13 protein-coding genes and 1 other annotated feature are annotated in these 17644 nt (G+C 30.7%); of the genes, 3 read left to right on the plus strand and 10 right to left on the minus strand.

All coding sequences use genetic code 11. The annotated features are described in order from the left end of the window. Positions 1-6: 6 nt before the first annotated feature. The 3 genes from gcvPB to RBU61_RS10140 are packed head-to-tail and all read right to left on the minus strand — an operon-like array spanning position 7 to position 3795. Positions 7-1569, minus strand: coding sequence for an aminomethyl-transferring glycine dehydrogenase subunit GcvPB (gene gcvPB / locus RBU61_RS10130; protein WP_308875254.1), 1563 nt, complete (start codon positions 1567-1569; stop codon positions 7-9). Between the two features lie 24 nt (positions 1570-1593). Then, positions 1594-2994 carry an aminomethyl-transferring glycine dehydrogenase subunit GcvPA gene (gcvPA, locus tag RBU61_RS10135; RefSeq protein WP_308875255.1) on the minus strand — a complete coding sequence of 467 codons (1401 nt, stop codon included), beginning with the start codon at positions 2992-2994 and terminating at the stop codon, positions 1594-1596. Positions 2995-3015: 21 nt separating this feature from the next. Continuing rightward, positions 3016-3795: an SDR family NAD(P)-dependent oxidoreductase gene (locus RBU61_RS10140; protein WP_308875256.1), complete on the minus strand. Its 780-nt coding sequence runs from the start codon at positions 3793-3795 to the stop codon at positions 3016-3018. Positions 3796-4024: 229 nt separating this feature from the next. Between RBU61_RS10140 and RBU61_RS10145 the strand changes: the two genes are divergently transcribed. Further along, positions 4025-5737 (plus strand): sigma 54-interacting transcriptional regulator, encoded by a 1713-nt coding sequence (locus tag RBU61_RS10145; RefSeq protein ID WP_308875258.1) that lies wholly within the window; start codon positions 4025-4027, stop codon positions 5735-5737. Between the two features lie 135 nt (positions 5738-5872). After that, positions 5873-5995 (plus strand): hypothetical protein, encoded by a 123-nt coding sequence (locus RBU61_RS10150; RefSeq protein WP_308875259.1) that lies wholly within the window; start codon positions 5873-5875, stop codon positions 5993-5995. Between the two features lie 36 nt (positions 5996-6031). Here the strand turns inward: RBU61_RS10150 and leuS are convergent, their stop codons facing one another. From leuS to glpK, 7 genes are all read right to left on the minus strand, one after another. Beyond that, positions 6032-8443: a leucine--tRNA ligase gene (gene leuS, locus RBU61_RS10155; protein ID WP_308875261.1), complete on the minus strand. Its 2412-nt coding sequence runs from the start codon at positions 8441-8443 to the stop codon at positions 6032-6034. 227 nt (positions 8444-8670) lie between these two features. After that, positions 8671-8873: a binding site (T-box leader), on the minus strand. Between the two features lie 154 nt (positions 8874-9027). Continuing rightward, complete coding sequence (locus tag RBU61_RS10160; RefSeq protein ID WP_308875262.1) at positions 9028-9705, minus strand: N-acetylmuramoyl-L-alanine amidase; 678 nt, start codon at positions 9703-9705, stop codon at positions 9028-9030. Positions 9706-9743: 38 nt separating this feature from the next. After that, positions 9744-12242, minus strand: coding sequence for an FtsX-like permease family protein (locus RBU61_RS10165; RefSeq protein ID WP_308875263.1), 2499 nt, complete (start codon positions 12240-12242; stop codon positions 9744-9746). Continuing rightward, on the minus strand, positions 12239-12919 hold the full coding sequence (locus RBU61_RS10170) for an ABC transporter ATP-binding protein (protein WP_308875265.1): 681 nt from the start codon (positions 12917-12919) through the stop codon (positions 12239-12241). Before RBU61_RS10170 ends, RBU61_RS10165 begins: the two co-directional genes overlap by 4 nt. Positions 12920-12963: 44 nt before the next feature. Continuing rightward, entirely contained in the window at positions 12964-14010 is a 1047-nt protein-coding gene (locus tag RBU61_RS10175) for a HAMP domain-containing sensor histidine kinase (RefSeq protein ID WP_308875267.1), read from the minus strand. Between the two features lies 1 nt (position 14011). Further along, positions 14012-14665: a response regulator transcription factor gene (locus RBU61_RS10180; RefSeq protein ID WP_308875268.1), complete on the minus strand. Its 654-nt coding sequence runs from the start codon at positions 14663-14665 to the stop codon at positions 14012-14014. Positions 14666-15121: 456 nt separating this feature from the next. Further along, positions 15122-16615, minus strand: coding sequence for a glycerol kinase GlpK (gene glpK, locus RBU61_RS10185; RefSeq protein ID WP_374212436.1), 1494 nt, complete (start codon positions 16613-16615; stop codon positions 15122-15124). A gap of 100 nt (positions 16616-16715) precedes the next feature. On the opposite strand from glpK, the gene RBU61_RS10190 reads away from it, so the two are divergent. Continuing rightward, positions 16716-17636 carry an alpha/beta fold hydrolase gene (locus RBU61_RS10190; RefSeq protein ID WP_308875271.1) on the plus strand — a complete coding sequence of 307 codons (921 nt, stop codon included), beginning with the start codon at positions 16716-16718 and terminating at the stop codon, positions 17634-17636. The last annotated feature ends 8 nt before the right edge of the window (positions 17637-17644 follow it).

Below are 17644 nucleotides of genomic sequence, written 5' to 3' on the forward strand. Positions count from 1 at the left end.
TCCATATTAATCTTCTTTTGTCTTTCTAAGATAAACTCTCCAAGTTGGACACCATTTTTCTGGATCATCTAGGCTTGTTTCATCTACTTGATGAATAGTACTATTATGTGGTGCATTATGGATTATTTCAGGATTCTCATATGCCTCATCAAATATGTGATGAATTGTCTTTATATATTCATCTAAATCATCTTTAGATGGTGTTTCGGTAGGTTCCAAAGTAAGTGGTTCTGGGATATAGTAGGGATGGTGACTTGACCAAATATGCATACCGAAATCCATTATCCTCCTAGCTAAGTCCCCTGATGTAATACCTGTATCCTTAGTTATTTCTTCCATAGTATATCTAGCTTGTTCAATCCTTTGAGTATCTACTTTATATGGCACTGTTAACCCTTTATACTCTAATAATTTATTTATTAGATAAATATTATTAAGAGATGCAATCTTAGCCACTTCATAGAGTCCCTCAGCCCCTAAACTCATAATCCAAGCATATGCCTTAAGCACAACTTGGGGACTACCTTGGAATGACTTTACCTTTCCAATGCTGTTTTTCAAATCATAGTCTAAGAAATATTTATCTCCATCAAATTCTACTAAGGGTTTTGGTAAATAATCTCTCAATTCTTCAATTACTCCTAATGCACCAGAACCTGGACCACCACATCCATGAGGTGTTCCGAAAGATTTGTGAAGATTGAAGTAACACATATGAAAACCTGCTTCCTTAGCTCTTGCTATTCCAAAGAGTCCATTGGCATTAGCTTGATCATAACAATTTAACCCACCAGCCTTGGTGATTAAATCCGTGAACTCCTTGATTCGAGGATTAAAAATTCCAGTATCCTCAGGATTAGCTACTACGAAAGCAGCTGTTCTTTCACTAACTGCAGCTTTGAATGCTTCGTAATCAGGTTGACCATTTTCATCTGTCATAATTGTAATTATTTTATATCCCTTTAATGCTGGTGCAGCAGCATCTGAAGGGTGAGAGTATACGGTTGTTATTATTTCATCTCTCTTATCTTCTTCTCCCCTCAATCTATGATACATTCTAACAATGGACGCCATAGACATAGTTGCCTGGGATCCTCCACCTGGCTGGAAGCTGAAATATTTCATACCTGATATTTCTCTCATCATTAAATCTGTTTTATATATTATCTCCAATATCCCTTGAACAGTGCTTTTATCTTGTAATGGATGCAAAGCTGTCATCTTTTCATTATTTGCTATTTTATCGTTAATTTTAGGATTATATTTAACCGTACAGGTCCCTTGTCCGATTTCAATATTAACATCTCCACCTAATGTTTCTTGTGATAGTCTCAAATAGTGCATTAATACCCTTTTTTGATTTATCTCTGGCAAGTTAGGTAATCCATTTCTTCTCATTTTGGAAGGAATTTTAGATAATCCATCTCCAACTTGCTTTACTATATCTGCTTCTGCTTTTGGCACTAAGACCCCTCTCTCACCCTTACGACTTAATTCAAATATTATTGGCTCATTCCATCTTGCTTGGTGAAAATCTCTAACCTTAGAATTTCTAACTATTCGCTTCATTCAATCAATCCTTTCTATAGATTATCATTCTATGATTTCTCTAATAGCCTTCACTAGATTATCTATATCTTCCTTTAAGTGAATTTCAGTAACACAATATAAAGCACATTGCCCTAATTCAGGAAATTCCTCAGATAAGTCTTTTCCACCAAATATGCCTTTAACTAATAGTTCCTCATTTATTTCTTCGACAGTTTTCCCCGTGTGATTAAAATCTACAACAAATTCCTTAAATCCAATATTGTTAAATCTAGAACCTTTTACACCCTTTAATTTAGATAGTTCTTCAATAGCATATAAAGATTTTTGTACAATATTTTCTCCTAGTTCATACATTCCTTTAGGCCCCATCAGAGATAAATAAACTCCAGCAGTAATACCCAGTAAAGCTGTTTGAGTACCTACATATTCCTTTCCCTTTTCCCTTAAGTTACCAAAGGAAGTTCTTTCATAGGCTATATCTCCAAATCCATATTCTCCTTCTTTAATGGTAGGAGCTATACCAAATAATCTAGATGGAAACTCCATTACAAACCTTTCTTCGTCCTTAGTGGATATAAACCCTGACTGATTACCACCATAATTCATATGCATACCTAGAGGTTGAAGATCTCCACAGATTATATCAGCGCCATAATGGGATGGAGGAGCTAACACGCCAAGGCTACTTGGATCAACACCTACTACCAAAATTGCACCTCTATCATGGGTTATTTTTGAGATTGCTTCCCCTTGATCTTCCAAAAATCCTAAATATGATGGATTTTCAAAGTATACTGCAGCAGTATTATTGGAAATGTTTTTCTTTAAATCCTCTAAGTCCATTCTCCCTGTTTTTTTATTGAAATCAATTAATTTAATTTCAACTCCTGGATCACAATAATTTTGTATTATCATTAGCCTATCAGGGCAAATAGTTCCTACAACTAAGGCTTCTGATCTCCTAGTAATTCTTGAAGCCATTCTAAGGGATGTAGCAGCAGCTTGAGCCCAATCAAATGTCGGAACATTAACCACATCCATATCTAATAGTTCTGCTACTAGAGATTCGTATTCGAATAGTGTTTGAAATCTTCCATGGTCATTATAGGGTTCACCTGCATACCCTGTTAAAAATTCAGCTCTACTATTTATTTCATCACATACGGCAGGTACATAATGTTGCCAACATCCTGCTCCTAAAAAATTTATATATTCATTACTTGAAATATTTTTATTCATTATTTTATTTATAGATCTTTTAAGCTCATATTCTGACTCAAAAGCTTTTGGTAAATTCAAAGCCTTCTTTAATTTTAATTCTTCTGGTATTTCTACATGCAAATCGTCTAAAGATTCCAATCCTATTTCCCTTAACATTTCTTGCTGAACTTCTAAATTAGAGTTTGGAATATAAGGATGATTTTTAAATCCACGAATTGTCATACTTCTACCTCCTAATTTTTATTATGCAATCCCTCCACCATCAACAACCAAAGCTGTACCAGTAATCCATGCGGATAAATCACTACATAAGAATAGTACTGCTTTAGCTATATCTAGTGGCTCTCCTAACCTTTCTAAAGGTCTTCCCTTAGCTGAATCAACTAAAAATTTATCTATTTCTGATTTAAAACCTAATTGTTCTCCTTCACTTCTAAGCATAGCAGTATCTGTATCTCCTGGATTAATTGAATTAACCCTAATATTTTGTCCCCCATGATCTATTGCCATAGCACGAGTTAAGTTTACAATCCCACCCTTTACTGCACAGTATGCAGCTGCCTTATCTCCACCTTTCAAACCCCAGCCTGACCCAGTATTTACTATGCTTCCTCCACCACCTTTTGCCATTACAGGTATGGTGTACTTGGAAAGTAGATATGTTCCCTTAAGTCCTACATCAAGGACAAAATCCCACTCAGCTTCAGTCAAATCTACAACTGTCTTTCTTACTGTAACACCTGCATTATTAAACAATATATCAATTCTACCAAATTCCCTTTCTATTGATTCAATAGTAGTTTTACACTCTTCATTATTGGTTACATTACATTTTTTAAAGATGGCAAAATTACCTTCATTTATTATTTCCATAACTGCTTTTTCTCCACTTTCCTGATTTACATCAAGTAGCACAACTTTTGCACCATATTCTGCCAACAATTTTCCAGTGGCTAATCCTATTCCAGAAGCCCCACCTGAAACAATAGCTACCCTACCTTTTAAATCTAATGGATTATTCATCTTCTTCCCCCTTTTTTAATCTTCCTTTACATTCAACAATATATACTTGCATAAAGTATGCCAATAAGTTAATAAAATAATCTTTTTCATAAAAACCCCATGATTACAGGAAATATTCAGAATATTATATATTATCCATTGCCTTGTCAAGCTAATATGATATAATTTAATTGTCTTCAAAGGCAAATATTAACATATTATTGCCAACTATGACAAAGAGGTGATAGATATGAATTTGAAAAATATTAAACCTAGTTTGGAAAACATAATATCTACTATGGCTAATCTAACAAATATGGAGTATGCCGTATTTAATACCAACTCAGAATTAGTAAGTAGCACACAAATCTATTTGCAAAGAAAAGGAAGAAATGTTCACTCAGCTTCAATAGAAGAAGTTTTGAACCTAGGAAATGTAATAGTAAATAAGCCTGGCTTAATGAACTCATGTATAGGATGTAGATTTGTAAATAATTGTCCTTCAACTATAGAAGTTTTGTCTTGTATTAAATTAAATGGAATTCCTGTAGGTGTTTTAAGCCTTACTTCCTTTTCCCAAGAAGGACATACTTTGATTGAAGAAAATATACGTAACTATATGAATGTTTTAGAAAATACTTCACAACTGATTTCTATGTTTGCTCAAAATGAAATTTCAAATAATAATATTCAAATGTTACATAAAGTAATTCACGAGATAACTAAAGAAAACAATTCTAGTTATATAATAATAGACAAAAATGGCCTTCTGGTACACTGGGATCAAGAATTTGAAGACCTACTTTCCTATTGTAATTTATACACTCAAACTATAGATATTATTTTCCCTGAAAGCATTTGTAATTGGATATTGAGTACTAGTAAACCTAGAAAAAAATATTCTGTTAGTGAAAGTTTTCAAGGAATTATTCATATTACACCTTTAATAATAGAATTTGATATCATTGGCTATTTTATTAAATTGGAAAAAGATGTTGGTCCATCTAAACAATATTTACATCAAGATTATTTAAATTCTATTATTACTAATGATTACAAAATCAATAATATAAAGAATAGAATTAGAAAATTATCAACATCATCTTCTTCAGTTTTAATTACTGGAAAAACTGGTACTGGTAAGGAGTTGATAGCCAAGGCTATTCATTACACAAGTAATAGATCTGATAATCCTTTTGTCTCAATAAACTGTGCAAATATACCTGACTCTCTATTTGAATCTGAGCTTTTTGGGTACGAAGAAGGAGCTTTTACTGGCGCTAAGAAAGGTGGCAAATTGGGAATTTTTGAGATGGCTAACGGTGGAACAGTGTTCTTAGATGAAATAGGAGAATTACAAGAACATTTACAGGCTAAACTCCTAAGAGTACTTCAGGAAAGTACTATACAAAGATTAGGAAGTGTTACCCCTATATCTGTGGATATTAGGGTTATTGCTGCAACTAATCAAGATTTAGAATCTATGATGGAAGAAAATAGGTTTAGAGAGGATTTGTTCTATAGAATAAATGTTATACCTATTTGCTTACCTCCACTAAATGAAAGAATAGATGATATAGAGTTACTTACTAGACATTTTATAGATAAATACAATAAAAAGCTTTTTAAAAATGTCAAAGATATTTCAGAAGAAGCCTTAGATATTTTAAAATCCTATCCATGGCCTGGAAATATAAGAGAACTTGAAAATGCCATAGAATACGCAATCAATATGGAAGAAGCTGATATGATTGAAATTGATAATCTTCCTGATAGAATATCTAAATTTACTGTAAAAGAGAGATTTGATTTTAAAGAATCTATAGCACAAAAGGAAATGGATTTGATTGTTAGTACATTAAATAAGTATGGTTGGAATTTAAGTGGAAAGGAAAAAGCCTCAGAAGAATTAGGGATTAGTATTAGAACCCTATATAGAAAACTATCCAGCTTAGAAAAATAAAATAGTCATTACCTCCATTAGATCATAAGGGTAGTGTAAAATATAATATAATATTAATTAACACTTTTTTCCTTAATCTCATATTATATCTTAAGTGGAGAACACTTAATATAATTATTAATCGGGGGTGTCTTTATGACTGAATTATTAGGTAGAAGAGAGGAATGTTGTGAGACAGATAGTTCTTTACTATTTTTCTTTTTACTGCTTGTAGTAATCTTCTGTAATTGTGGTATGTTTGGTAGAAGAATAATATAAGCTCAACAGATAAAGGCTGCCAATGGCAGCCCTATTCTATTTTACAACTATGTTATATATTTTTCCTGGAACAAATATTTCCTTTACTATATTCTTTCCTTCTAGGAATCTATTAATATTTTCATCAGCCTTTGCTTTTTCTCTTGCTATATCTTGAGATTCGTCAACACTAATTTGTATTGTACCTCTTACTTTGCCATTTACTTGAACTGGTAGGTCTATTACTTTATCTTTAGTTTTTTCCTCATTAAATTTTGGCCAAACAGTTTCATGTAGATAGCCTTCTAATTCTAATATTTCCCACATCTCTTCAGTTATATGAGGAGCTACTGGATTTAGTAGTATTATAAATGTTCTCAAATCCTCTTTTGTTATACTACCATGGTCATTAAATTCATTTAATAGAGCCATTAAAGCTGCAATCCCTGTATTAAACTTTAATGTTTCAAAATCTGCCGATACTTTTTTAATAGTTTTGTGAATACTACTTTCTAGTTCCTTAGTATAGCCTTCACCATCTACTAAAATCTCTTGAAGTTTCCATACTCTTTCAAGGAATCTTCTACAGCCTTTTACTCCATTTTCTGACCAAGGTACGCTCTTTTCAAAATCCCCAATAAACATTTCATAAGTTCTAAGAGTATCTGCACCATAGTCTCTTACTATATCATCAGGATTTATTACATTTCCTCTAGATTTTGACATTTTTTCATTATTGTCTCCTAGAATCATGCCATGGGAAGTTCTCTTTGCATATGGCTCTGGCGTAGGTACTACTCCAATATCATATAAGAATTTATGCCAGAATCTTGAATATAGTAGGTGAAGGGTTGTATGTTCCATTCCACCATTATACCAATCTACTGGTAACCAATAATTTAAAGCTTCTTGAGAAGCAAATTCTTCTTCATTACATGGATCGATATATCTTAGGAAATACCAAGAAGACCCTGCCCATTGAGGCATCGTATCAGTTTCTCTATGAGCTTTTCCACCACATTTTGGACAAGTAGTTTCTACCCAATCTGTAATATTTGCAAGAGGTGATTCCCCATTATCTGTCGGCTCATAGTTTTCTACATCTGGTAACATAACTGGTAATTCCTTCTCTGGAACAGGTACCCAGCCACATTCATCACAGTGTACTAGAGGAATTGGCTCTCCCCAATATCTTTGTCTAGAGAATACCCAGTCTCTTAATTTAAAGTTTACTTTTCTAACACCTAGATTTTTTTCTTCCAACCATTTAATCATATATTCTTTAGCTTCTTTTACTTCCATTTCATTGATGAAATCAGAATTTATAACTATACCTTTTTCAGTATCTGTAAAGGCTTCCTTTTCTATATCTCCACCTTTTATTACTTCAATTATAGGAAGGTTAAATTTCTGAGCAAATTCCCAGTCACGAGTATCATGTCCTGGTACTGCCATTATTGCACCTGTACCATAGCTCATTAAAACATAGTCAGAAATCCAAATAGGAATTTCTCCGCCAGTAGCAGGATTAATTGCTGTTAACCCTTTTATTTCTATACCTGTTTTATCCTTAGATAATTCTGTTCTTTCAAAATCAGATTTTTTACCTACTTCATTTTGGTATTCATGGATTTCATCTAAGTTTGTTATTTCTTCCTTATATTTTTCTATTAAAGGATGTTCCGCTGCAATAACCATATATGTTGAGCCAAATAATGTATCTGGTCTTGTAGTAAATACTCTTAGCTTATCTTCTTTTCCTGCAATTTGAAAATCTACCTCTGCTCCTTCAGATTTACCAATCCAGTTAGTTTGCTGAGCCTTTACTCTTTCAATATAATCTACCTTATCTAAATCACTAATTAGTCTATCTGCATATTCTGTTATTTTTAGCATCCATTGGTTTTTAACTTTTCTAACTACTTCTCCGCTACATCTTTCGCAGGTTCCTTGAATAACTTCTTCGTTTGCTAAGCCTACTTTACAAGATGGACACCAGTTAATAGGCATTTCTTGTTTATATGCCAATCCTTTTTCATATAGTTTTAGGAATATCCATTGAGTCCATTTATAATAATGTGGATCTGTAGTATTTATTTCCCTTGACCAATCAAAGGAAAATCCTATGGATTTTAACTGTGATTTAAATTTTGCTACGTTTCTTTCTGTAACTGTTTCTGGATGGATTTTATGTTTAATTGCATAGTTCTCCGTTGGTAATCCAAAGGCATCCCATCCCATTGGATATAATACATTATATCCTTCAAGTCTTCTCTTTCTAGACACAATGTCTAATGCAGTATATGGTCTTGGATGACCTACATGCAGTCCTTCTCCTGATGGATAAGGAAATTCTACTAAAGCATAAAACTTCGGCTTATTACTTTCATTAGATGCCTTAAAGGGCTGTCTTTCATCCCAAATATCATGCCACTTTTTTTCAATTTCATTTGGTCTATACTCTCTCATTTATTTTCCTCCTCTTATTTAATTGACAATTAATTTTTTTAGTTGGTTATTGCTGCGTTTGATGTACATCATCTCACTGGCTTAGGTTCTGTGACGTAGTCTCGAAACTCAAATCTATTTACTCGTTACACTCATATAGATTTGGTTCTCGTTACGTTTGACCTACCATCAATTTGTTCGCTTTGCTCACAAACTGGGTTAGGTCATAAAAAAACCTTCCATCTCTAAATAGAGACGAAAGGTAAATTCCGCGGTACCACTCTTATTGATATTTCTATCCACTCAAAATATAACGGCATCAAACCGACTAAGGCTACAATTCACCTTAATAACTCATGGACGAGTTCAGTTTTGACCAATACTATCTTTCACCAGCCGATAGTTCTCTACAATTGGTATGGAACCTACTACTTCCATTCATAGTATATATTAATTTAAAATCTATTCTAACAAAGAAATCCAATAAAATCAAGGACATTTTTAAATATTATATTATATTATATAAAAAATACTAATAATTCTTCAATACCCTCTCATGTTAAGACAATTATACAAAAAAACTCTTCAATAATTTCATGGTAGGACTAGTCCCTAGGATTTAAACTAAAATATTCTTCCAATCCCATAGATATTGAATCTACCACCTTATTTTGGTAATCATCTGTAAGTAAAAGTTGTTCTTCTTTTTCATTTGATAAAAATCCACATTCAATTATTATGGCTGGCATCTTTGTCTGGTTTAACACAATTAAATCTTCCCTTTCTACAATACCCTTATCCTTAGCCCCAGTTCCATTAATTAGTGAACCCATTATAATCCTTGCTAACTCATTATTATTTAAATCACCAATGGTGCTTTCCCTATTTGGATAATAAAGTACCTGAATTCCGTTTATAGAATTATTGTTTTCCATTGCATTTCCATGGATGCTAATAAAAACCCTAGCTCTCTTTTTATTTGTCAATTTAGCCCTTAAAAGATTATCTACATATTCATCACTATCTCTAGTTAAAATAACTTTATAACCATTTGACTTTAACTTTTGTTTTAATTTTTTAGAAATATTTAGATTAATATCTTTTTCATAATTACCATTAAATCCAATAGTCCCAGGATCGCTCCCCCCATGTCCAGCATCTATTACTATGACTTTCTCTAAGGATTTAAAATTTGTATCTATAAAAGGAATCCCTTTAAAAACAATAAACATAAATAAACCTATTAAACCAATTAAAAATACTCTTCTAACTCTTCTAAACATCAACCGTCTCCCCCTTATGCTGATAAGTATCACATAAACTAATTTCCTATAATCTCTTTCTTATACTTATTGTACATCTTTGATATAGAAACATAAATTATAAGAATATAGCCTAAAATAACTAGAATAAATAGATAGTTTAAATTTAATAAAAAATCTATTGGTCTAAATATGGTAAATAGCTTAGATCCTATATAAGTAACAGCTAATACTATAAAAGGCATTAAGTAAATAAAGCTAAATAAAATTTTCCTTTTCTCTTGTTCAAGTATACTTTCTAATAATTTTTTGTCCATTCCTATGGATTTATATAATAAAAATTGATCTTTTCTTTCTAGAAATAGATTATAGAATGAAAAATAGGAATTTGAAAATCCTACTACTATAAAAAACAGACTCAAGAATATTGCCAATATACTTCCTATTATATTTCTCTTTTTAACTAATTTTTCTTCATCTAATTTAGATTCTAGAAAATAATCATCTGTCTTGAAATATTTTAAGGACATATTACTAATGCTCTCTTGAACTTCCTCTATATTGTCAGTCTTAATTGAAATATATTCATATTGATCTAAATCTGCGATTCTTAAGAAATTCGTAAAAAGTTCTATATATTGAGATTTGGGCATATAAACATTTAGACCATTTTTTATAATAGAATAATCAAATAATGGAGTGTCTATTTTGTCCTCTACATTTAAAGTAAATTCATGCCCCCTAATACTAGTTCCATTAATCTCTATAGGACCTCCATATTCTGAGAGAGATAGTTCCTTTATACCATCTTTTAGAAACTTTATATTTTTCATCTCTGATACTGGAATATTAAAATCATCTCCCATAGTATTTAAAAGAATTACTTTATTTCCAATATAATTATCTGGCTCTAATCCTTTTTCTAAGGCTAATTTTTTAAATTTTTCATCCTCTATACCAAATATCTCTATCCTCATATTATCAAAAGAACCTATCTCTTCTTCTAAACTACTTAAACTACCTATATCTTTATATTCATTGGAAACCATACTAGAATCAAAATTAAAAGATACAGCTTCTTTTCTAAAATTTACTAAATCCTCTATTCCTAACTCTTTAATTTCTTTTATAATATCTTCATTTAATGGATTTAAAGTTGCATACTCACCTTGGATATCATAAGTCTCGTATTTACTTATTCGATTATATTTTTTGTCCATAGAATAATAGGTAATCCCGATCATTATAAATACTATCAATAAAAACCCTAATTTTAGAGTTATGTTTGTAAATCTAAAAGCATATTTACTATTTTTATAGAATTGTTTTGAAAGGTCTTTTTCTATGTTTTCTGTATACTTTAAATCGTGTTTTTTATGACTTTTTCCTTTAATATTTCCCTTTAATCCATCTAATACGGAGCTTTTCTTAAGTTTTTTAGTTGGCCTTTTAGTTCCTAAGTATATTATTAAAAAGCTTAGAATATACACGAATAAAATAAGCCTAAAATCTAATTTTAAATCCAAATACATATATATTGAATATATATCTTTTCCACCTGAAAAATATTTGTCAACTTTATTTATAATTAGAAATAATATTTTCACAAGTACAAGGGAAAAAAGTATTCCGAGTGTTATTGGAATCTGGGATATATACATTGCCTTTAATTTTATTATTTTACTTATATCCTTATTTGTAGCTCCAATAGTCTTAAGTCTTGAATATTCTTCAATGGATTTTGATTCTTGAACTAGAAATAAATTTACAATTATTGAATAAAAAAGGATTATTGCTATTATGAATAAAATCACTATTAGAACGTGACTGATATAATCCTTTAACAAGCTTTTTTCTGGATCAATGACAAAGGATCTATTTAAATATAAATCGTTATAACCATAAGTAACTTCCTGAGTCTCCAAGTTATTCATAATTTCTTCACTTAAACTATAGGTTTTATATATATTCTTATACCATATAAAAGGCGATAATTCTTCTTTACTATTTATAAGTGCTTCTTGATTGATATTTAAATATATATTATAGAAGTTTTGATACTCATGGGTTGTATCATAGTATATGCCTGATATATGGTATATTTTATCTTCAATTTCTATATTATCCCCTAAACCTTTATCTATTTCCTTAGCCATATCGTCACTTATCATTGCCTGACCTTCTTTAGGAAGCTTTCCTTCCTTTAAGGCCGACTGCTTTGTAGACATTGCATTATCATCCATTTTAAAGAGTCTAGTTTTTTCTTTAGAACCAAAACCTTCTTCAAGCTCTTTTGTATTAAAAAAACCAATTTTCTTTATATGCCTATTTGAAACTAAATTATTTGCATCTTTACTTGAGATTGTACTTATAATTCTAAATTGCGATCCTCCCATATTATCATTTGGCATATCAATATAAGATTTAAAAAAGGATGATACACTAAATATAAAGGTAGATAAGATTAATACAGCTAGGAATATGGTAATTCTTGTTGAATTATAACTTTCCCTATTATTTTTAATATCTCCTTTGATATATGTTTTAAAAATATTCATCTTATCACCTCGTCACTTGCTACAAGGCCATCTTCCATTCTGATTATTCTATCCGCTGACAATGCCACTTCTTCATCATGGGTTACTATTATCATTGTTTGCTTATATTTTAAATTTGATAATCTAAAAAGTTCTATTATATCTTTAGAATTTTTCTTGTCTAGATTTCCCGTTGGCTCATCTGCCAAAACTATAGTTGGTTTATATATCAAACTTCTAGCTATGGCAACTCTCTGTTGCTGACCACCTGATAACTTATCTGGAAAAACCTTTAATTTATCTTCAATACCCAAACTATCTATTAATCCTTTAAAATAGTTAGTTTCCACTTCTTTGTTATCCATTAAAACAGGTAATTTAATATTGTTCTCTACTGAGAGATTAGGAATTAAATTGAAAAACTGATATATAATTCCTATCTGTCTTCTTCTATAAAGAGCTAAACTATTTTCACTAAGTTTAGATATACTGCTGTCTTCCACTACTACCTCCCCGCTTGTTGGCTTATCTATACCTGATATTAGATTTAAAAGAGTGGATTTACCACATCCACTTGGCCCCATTATGGCAATCATTTGACCTCTTTCTACTGATAAGTTAATATTTTTTAAAGCTTCCACTGTTGTTTTTCCTTTGCCATAGGTCTTTTTTAGATTTTCAATTTTTAATATTTCCATTTTCATACCTCCTATAGCTAAATGATATAATATGTAAGTGACATCTAGGTGACATCATAAAATTTAATTTGAAATGTAAGTCCATTATCATTATAGGCCTTTATTTCTCCATTGTGGTTTTCTATTATTGACTTTGAAAGATTTAATCCTATTCCATATCCTGGTATAGATGTACTTCCCCTATAAAATCTATCAAAAATCCTTTTTAAAACCTCTTCTTCTAGTCCCTTTCCGTTATCCTTTATCTTTATTTCTTTATATATAGGATTAGATATAAACTCTATTTGCATCTTATCCAAGGTATGTTCTAAAGAATTTTTTATTATATTCAAAAATCCTTCATAAAGCCAAACTTCATCTCCAAAAACTATAAAATCTTCTCCAATATACTCTACTTTAACATTTTTGTCTCTATTTAAACTATTTATTATATCATCTATTATTTCCTTTACGGAAAGCTCTTCATATTTATAATCAATAGTATTGGAATTTACTTTAGATAGCTTTAAAAGTACCTCTGTAAAGTTTTTAAGTTTATCTAGTTCCAAAGACAGCTTTTCTAAGTATATATCTGTATTCCCTTTATCTGTTTTAATGAGCTCCGTCATGAATCCTATTGAGGTTATAGGGGTTTTAAGTTGGTGGGCTATGTTGGATAAGTCTTTCTTTAAATTGGATTTTTGCCTTTTAGATTCTGCTTCTAAGGATTTTAAATTTACTATAATCTTATATAATTCATCCCGCAAAATGCTGTATTCATCATCTTCTTTTATCTCTATGGAATAGTCACCTTTGTTTATACTTATTAAATCTTCTTGTAATTCCTTAATTTTAAGCTTGAGCTTTCTATCTTTTTTTGTATTAAATAATATATATATTCCATATATAATTATAGAAATAATAAAAGCAATGAAAATTCCGTATATCCTATTTGGAAATATGCTTTTATTATAATATCCTAAGGATTTTAATATAGTTTCACTATTAAATCCCTTAATATCTAGGATATTTGAGACTGTACTATAAAAATATTTGTCCATTCCCCTTATTAAAAAATTAATAATCAAAAATACTATTATAAAAAAGTACATATTAATCCCTCACAAATCTATAGCCAATTCCTCTTACAGTTTCTATCACATAGCTATAATCCTTTAATTTTTTCCTTAATCTTTTTACTGTTGCTGAAAGTGTATTATCTTCTACAAAATCTCCATCTATGTCCCAAACTATTCCTAGAATTTTTTCTCTACTTAAAGTATTTCCTCTGTTTTCTAAAAGAAGCTTTAATACTTCATATTCCTTTAAAGCTAAATTTATATTTTCTCCATCTAAATAGCAGATATAATTTTTCTGATCTAATACTAAACCTTTATAGTTTAGTTTTTCTTCTACTCCGTCTACTCGTCTTAAAATACTTTCTATTTTCGCTATCAATATTGGAAGTTTGAAAGGCTTTGTAATATATCCATCAGAGATATTAAGTCCCTTAACTATATCTTCCTCTGAATCATTAACTGTTAAAAATATAAATGGTATAGATTCTATATTAAATATCTTTAAAAAATCAAACCCCGTTCCATCCGGTAAATTTATATCTAAAAGAATTAAATCAAAATTATAGTCAAATACTTTCTTTGATTCATCAATTGACTTAGCAACCTTTACTATATAGTTGTTATTTTCCAAATAGGTTTTAATCCCAAAACAAACAGTTTCATCATCTTCAAGTAAAAAAATCTTCATTAAATCCCACCTTGTTTTATATAATAAATTTAAAAAAGTAAACTTCATCCTATGTAACCACCACATTTACTATGTAGCGTTCGAGTAGTATTGAACTTTCACCACCAAGTTGTTTCCCATAATGGGAACACAATAGAAAGACTGAGGGCAGTAAATCACCCGCAGTCTTTAATCGATTCTTTTTTTCAAGAAACGTCTTTACTAGTGAGCATTAAGTAATTCAGGGTTTATTTGATAGGCCTTGTCTTTCCGAATAAATATTACAACAATTATAACATATCTTTCCTGACATAACTATAAAGAAAGATTCCATTTTTTTCTGGTTGCAAAAGAAAAGTTTACATCTTAAGCTCAAGAGATATTTTCCTTATGTTTTCCCAAATAAAAAAGCCTTTATGACTTTAATATGGTCACAAAGGCTTTAAGGTGCTATAATTTTAAAATATTATAATTATATCATTCTTCCCAAGCAAAAGATCTTTCTACTGCCTTCTTCCATCCTTTATATAATTTATCTATTTTTTCAGTATCCATATTAGGATCAAACTTTCTATCTATCTGCCAATTGTCTAAAACTTCTTTCTTATCTTTCCAAAATCCTACTGCCAGACCAGCTAAATAAGCCACTCCCAAGGCAGTAGTCTCTATTATTTTGGGTCTTTCAACTATGGAGGATAATATATCTGCTTGAAACTGCATTAAAAAATCATTTCCTACAGCTCCACCATCTACCTTAAGTGATTGAAGTTTAATATTAGAGTCTTCTTCCATGGCTTCTAACACATCTCTAGTTTGATAGGCTATAGATTCTAAGGTTGCTCTAATTATATGCTCAGATTTAGCTCCCCTAGTAAGACCTAGTATTGCCCCTCTTGCGTACATATCCCAATATGGTGCACCTATACCTACAAAGGCAGGTACTACATATACTCCATTGGTATCTTCAACTTTTGTTGCGTAATATTCAGATTCTTCTGCTGACCTAATGAGTTTTAGTTCATCTCTTAGCCATTGAATAGAAGCTCCTGCCACAAATATACTTCCCTCTAAAGCATATTCTATTTTACCATCTATCCCCCAGGCTATTGTAGTCAATAGTCCGTTTTTAGATAGTACCATGTTTTCCCCTGTATTCATTAGCATAAAGCATCCTGTTCCATAGGTATTTTTAGCCATACCAGGTTCAAAGCAGTTCTGACCAAAAAGTGCTGCCTGTTGATCTCCTGCAATACCAGCTATGGGTATTTTAATGCCATCAAATATATACTCCTCCGTATAACCATATATCTCAGATGAAGGTTTCACTTCTGGTAGCATAGATTTTGGTATATCTAGTACTTCTATTAATTTTTCGTCCCACTTCAATTCTTTTATATTATATAACATAGTTCTAGATGCGTTGGAATAATCAGTTACATGAACTTTCCCTCTAGTTAAATTCCATATAAGCCAAGTATCCACAGTTCCAAATAGAAGCTCTCCTTCTTCTGCTAATTTTCTAGCTCCCTTTACATTATCTAATATCCATTTAATTTTAGTGGCGGAAAAATATGCATCAAGGATCAAGCCAGTATTCTCTCTAGTATATTCTTCTAGTCCCATTTCGCTGAGTTCACTACATATATCTGCAGTTCGTCTACACTGCCATACTATCCCATTATAAATAGGTTTACCTGTGTTCTTATTCCAAACTATAGTGGTCTCTCTTTGGTTAGTAATACCTATAGCTGCTATTTCATCTCCCCTTATACCTCCCATTTCCAGAGCCTCTCTTGCTACCCCTGATTGTGTAGCCCATATTTCAATAGGGTCATGTTCTACATATCCAGCTTTTGGATATATTTGCTTAAATTCTTTTTGTGCCTTACCTATTATATTGCCTGATTTATCAAATATTATAGCTCTAGAGCTTGTTGTCCCCTGATCAAAAGCCATTATATATTTTTTCACCATAGTACCTCCAATGATTTATATCTTTTATTGTAATTATATCATATTGCCCTATTGTTCTTCTATTTTTAATTAGATATAATTAGTTGAGGTGATCAAATTGGGATTAAGTATAGAAACCTTTATTAAGGGAAAAGATGGAATGGATATATTTTTAAGGATTTGGGATGATGTTTTAAATCCAAAGGGAGTAGTACAAATCTTCCATGGAATGGCTGAACATACAGCTAGATATGATGATTTCGCAAGATTTTTAAATGAAAAAGGATATATAGTTTATGCCGATGATCATAGGGGACATGGTTATTCTGTAGATAAAAATAATATCTTAGGATATGTTGGAGAAAATGGTTTTTATAATATTGTTGAAGATGAAAAAATAATATCTAAGCTAATTAAGGAAAAGCATAAAGACCTTCCCTTGTATATATTTGCTCATAGCTTTGGATCCTTTATTGGTCAAGAATATATAATCAGGTATTCAAAAGATATTAATGGTATAATCTTATCAGGCTCTGCAAAACAAAATGGTTTAGATGTTAAGGCAGGTAATATACTGTCAAATATACAGAATAAGTTCCTTGATAATACTTTAGAAGCAAAACTAATTGATAAATTATCCTTTGGTTCTTTTAATAATAAGGTTGAAAATAAAAGAACTAAATTTGATTGGCTAAGTAGAGATGATAAAGAAGTAGATAAATATATAAAAGACCAACTCTGTGGATATATATCTCCAATAAATTTTTATTATAATCTATTTGAAGGTTTTAAAGGATTATATAAAAGAGAACGATTAAATAATATAGTAAAAACTTTACCTATACTAGTCTTATCAGGTGATATGGACCCTGTAGGTAAATATGGTAAATCTGTAAAGAGATTATATAATCAATACAATGATTTAGATATTCAAGATATTTCTCTGAAATTATACTCTAGCGGAAGACATGAACTTTTAAATGAAGAAAATAAAGAGGAAGTTTATGATTATATATATAGCTGGTTAAAAGGAAGGTAATAATAATA

It is taken from the genome of Tissierella sp. MB52-C2, assembly GCF_030931715.1.
Classification (GTDB): domain Bacteria; phylum Bacillota; class Clostridia; order Tissierellales; family Tissierellaceae; genus Tissierella.

What these genes read in the sequence shown, in the direction of transcription:
- gcvPA (WP_308875255.1), bottom strand. Translation starts at nt 2,994, where the DNA reads ATGACAATTCGTGGATTTAAAAATCATCCTTATATTCCAAACTCTAAT.
- gcvPB (WP_308875254.1), bottom strand. Translation starts at nt 1,569, where the DNA reads ATGAAGCGAATAGTTAGAAATTCTAAGGTTAGAGATTTTCACCAAGCA.
- RBU61_RS10165 (WP_308875263.1), bottom strand. Translation starts at nt 12,242, where the DNA reads ATGAATATTTTTAAAACATATATCAAAGGAGATATTAAAAATAATAGG.
- RBU61_RS10145 (WP_308875258.1), top strand. Translation starts at nt 4,025, where the DNA reads ATGAATTTGAAAAATATTAAACCTAGTTTGGAAAACATAATATCTACT.
- RBU61_RS10140 (WP_308875256.1), bottom strand. Translation starts at nt 3,795, where the DNA reads ATGAATAATCCATTAGATTTAAAAGGTAGGGTAGCTATTGTTTCAGGT.
- RBU61_RS10160 (WP_308875262.1), bottom strand. Translation starts at nt 9,705, where the DNA reads ATGTTTAGAAGAGTTAGAAGAGTATTTTTAATTGGTTTAATAGGTTTA.
- RBU61_RS10150 (WP_308875259.1), top strand. Translation starts at nt 5,873, where the DNA reads ATGACTGAATTATTAGGTAGAAGAGAGGAATGTTGTGAGACAGATAGT.
- RBU61_RS10175 (WP_308875267.1), bottom strand. Translation starts at nt 14,010, where the DNA reads ATGTACTTTTTTATAATAGTATTTTTGATTATTAATTTTTTAATAAGG.
- RBU61_RS10170 (WP_308875265.1), bottom strand. Translation starts at nt 12,919, where the DNA reads ATGGAAATATTAAAAATTGAAAATCTAAAAAAGACCTATGGCAAAGGA.
- leuS (WP_308875261.1), bottom strand. Translation starts at nt 8,443, where the DNA reads ATGAGAGAGTATAGACCAAATGAAATTGAAAAAAAGTGGCATGATATT.
- RBU61_RS10180 (WP_308875268.1), bottom strand. Translation starts at nt 14,665, where the DNA reads ATGAAGATTTTTTTACTTGAAGATGATGAAACTGTTTGTTTTGGGATT.